This is a genomic window from Marisediminitalea alba, assembly GCF_002993365.1.
In the GTDB taxonomy this organism is placed as follows: domain Bacteria; phylum Pseudomonadota; class Gammaproteobacteria; order Enterobacterales; family Alteromonadaceae; genus Alteromonas; species Alteromonas alba.
In genome coordinates, this window is the sequence record NZ_PVNP01000022.1 from 1 (window position 1) to 2936 (window position 2936).

2 protein-coding genes and 1 pseudogene are annotated in these 2936 nt (G+C 47.3%); 1 reads left to right on the plus strand and 2 read right to left on the minus strand.

Features of this window, described 5'->3' with window-relative positions; translation table 11 throughout:
- Both C6Y40_RS03315 and C6Y40_RS03320 read right to left on the minus strand, forming a co-directional pair.
- A pseudogene (locus tag C6Y40_RS03315) lies at positions 1 to 120 on the minus strand (IS1595 family transposase); the annotation flags it as partial.
- A gap of 44 nt (positions 121 to 164) precedes the next feature.
- The gene (locus C6Y40_RS03320) at positions 165 to 1841 is read right to left on the minus strand and encodes a PilZ domain-containing protein (protein WP_105933338.1); all 1677 of its coding nucleotides are present in this window, start codon (positions 1839 to 1841) and stop codon (positions 165 to 167) included.
- 69 nt (positions 1842 to 1910) lie between these two features.
- On the opposite strand from C6Y40_RS03320, the gene C6Y40_RS03325 reads away from it, so the two are divergent.
- A protein-coding gene (locus C6Y40_RS03325) for an IS630 family transposase (protein WP_105932858.1) occupies positions 1911 to 2928 on the plus strand; the annotation gives its coding sequence in 2 pieces (ribosomal slippage) (positions 1911 to 2354 and positions 2356 to 2928; 1017 coding nt in all).
- Positions 2929 to 2936 lie beyond the last annotated feature (8 nt).

The window sequence follows — 2936 nt, forward strand, 5'->3', positions numbered from 1 at the left end:
CTCTGTTATCAACTGTGAGACGCTATCAGTGCCTTTCAGCAGCTTCTCAACATAACGGGTTTGACTATCTGTTAAGTGTTCTAACTCGGCTATAAGCTTTGTAAATTGTGCTGGGAGCATGATCAACCCTCAATAACTGTATTCATATACAGTATAGCAACAATTTAGCAGAACATAGCCTTAATTTTATAGCGCAGTGACGACTCAAAGCATTGCACCTGGGTAAGGTTAATCAGTTTATTGTCGGCTTTGCGCTCACAATGAATGGCCAGATGATACCGTTCGGCTTGCTGTAGCAGTCGGCGTAATACCGAAGAATCTGGTGGTGATTTACCCATATCGGCAAAAAATCCATGTAGCGGGGCATTGTGATCGCACACCGCAAAAGGATACAGGTCATTATTTTGCTGTGTGGTGTACAAGGTTTTCATGCGGTGGATCATCTGCCTGCCGGTAACAACCTGTAACGCGGCATTCGGATAATGACGGCTTACCACTTCCCACATATAGCGGAAATACAGGGATTGCCTGAGCATAATATTTTCAATACTGGATTGCAGAGACGAGCCTGAGCTGAGCTTTTTGAGCACTTTTGAGGTGTTATCGGTAGCGATTGCGAGTAATCGTAATACCCCGGTTTGCTGGTTATAGTCCAGTACTTTATAACGTTGTGATTTCAGCTTGAAGTCGACGATACTTACCTTCACCTCAGGCGGTAAAACAGCCTCATGACAATCGTGGATCTGGAGCTGGATGCCGCCTAACGAAAAATCCCGCACCGTGGCGGCATAACTGCTCATCAGGCTTACTTTTACCTGCGCATCGGTTTCAATTCTGAAGCGCGGTTGTTTGCGCCGGTCGATATCTTCGTTCATCACAAAATGCAGCGGATACTGACTGTCATGATCAATATACTGGCGGGGCAGCTTCGCTTTGTCTGGCTGACTAAGTAGTTGTAAAGGACCAAGTGCCTCGTTAATGGAGCGAATGTAGAGAATATGCCCCATCGACAAAATATCATTATGATCCTGGTGAGACATATCCTGCAGGATCCGAGCGGTTTCCTGACTGCCACGGCTAACCTTAGCCAGGCGATACTGCCAGAGTTCCAGACTCTCATGTTCCAGCCCCAACTGAACAACGTTAGCCAGCAGGTTTTGCCGTTCTAACTGGCGCACTGTGGTGCACAGTGAAACAGGATCGCTGCCTCGTTTAGTGATGGTCAGCCGCAGTACAAAAGCTTCGTTAAAAGCGCTGAGCTCTTTTAATATTCTCTGCAGGGCAGTTTTACCGGGTAGGAGCTGTTTACTTCGGTAAGCCGGGTTGCGCTGGGTATTTACCGGCGTCAGCAGCACCATTCGGGGGGTGAGCCTGGCGCCGTCCTGTTTCATTAATACCGGTAGCCACGGCGAGTTTTGCACAATTCTATCACGGTCCAGAGCCTGCATAGAGCGCTCAATTTCGAGGTCGCGCTCAAGCGGCAGGCGCAACATTACGCGGTTGAGGTACTGCTGAAACACCGCCTGCCAGTGCTGATCCTGTTCTGCCAGTTGCAACACCGCATGATGACGCTGGGAGGCCGCATTAAATTCTACCCGGACATAGTCGAAATGAATGACTTCAGTAGCCGAACACAAGCCGGCAATATGCGGAAAGATAACCGGAATATCCGTAACCGAGGTAAATTTGGGCGAGCGGGTACAGGCAATGGTAAGTTGCGTGGCACTTAATGCCACCACCGCCACGGTTCTGCCATTCTGATACGCCTGGGTTGCCACCGAAAAGTTCGGCGTCACAGAAAGGTCGTTATTAAACTGAATATCCTGATAATACCATTCCATCTAGATTTGTGATCTAATTGCCACATTACATTCCTGAGTCCATTTAGTTTGAAATATACATCAGAGCAATTGCTCGCCCTTTCAAAATCTGAAAAAGATAGTCGGAAGCGTATACGCTTCTTAGCCCTTTCTCATTTTCTTGACGGCAAGAGCCGCACTTATATCGCTGAAATACTCAAAGTCAGTAGGACAAGTGTGAATCTGTGGGTATCCAATTACCTTACCAATGGCCTTGAAGGTCTGGAATCCAAAAAGGCAAAAGGTCGAACTTGCTACCTCACAGAACGGCAAAAGCAAACGCTCTGTTCATACATCGAAGAGCATAGCCAGGATAAACATGAAGGAGGTAGGCTTACCGGGGAAAGTATTTTAGCCTATATTGAGCAAACATTTGGCGTTACCTACCATCATAATGCAATCTATAAGCTGTTAAAATCGTTGGGGTTTAGTTGGATAACGAGTCGTTCTCGACATCCTAAACAACAAACAGGCGTCCAGGATGCATATAAAAAACTTCCTACTGGAAACGATCCTTAACACTCCGGGGCATCTCGCCTTGGATCGCATAGATGTTTGGTTCCAGGACGAAGCTCGTTTTGGCCAGCAAAACACGACAACGCGCATTTGGGCCCCAACGGGAAGTCGCCCACGAGTTGTGAAGCAACAGCAATTTGAATATGCACATTTGTTTGGCGCGGTATGTCCAGCTACTGGCGACACCGAAGCGTTCATTTCGCCCTATGTGAGCAAAGACATCATGCGTCAACACCTGATGCAAATCTCACAGAAAACAAAACCGGGGCGCCATGCCGTGGTGGTGATGGATGGTGCTGGTTGGCATACCGATGATATAGCCGATGACTTTGAAAACCTGACAATTATGAAACTGCCACCCTATTCTCCTGAACTGAATCCCATAGAGCAGGTGTGGAGTTGGATACGGCAACATCATTTAGCGAACAGATGCTTCCAGGGATACGAAGATATCGTTGATGCATGTACCACAGCTTGGAACGATTTCGTCGATGACACTAAGCGAATCATGAATATGTGTTCGAGAGACTGGGCATTACTGACCAAATATTAAGATGGAAT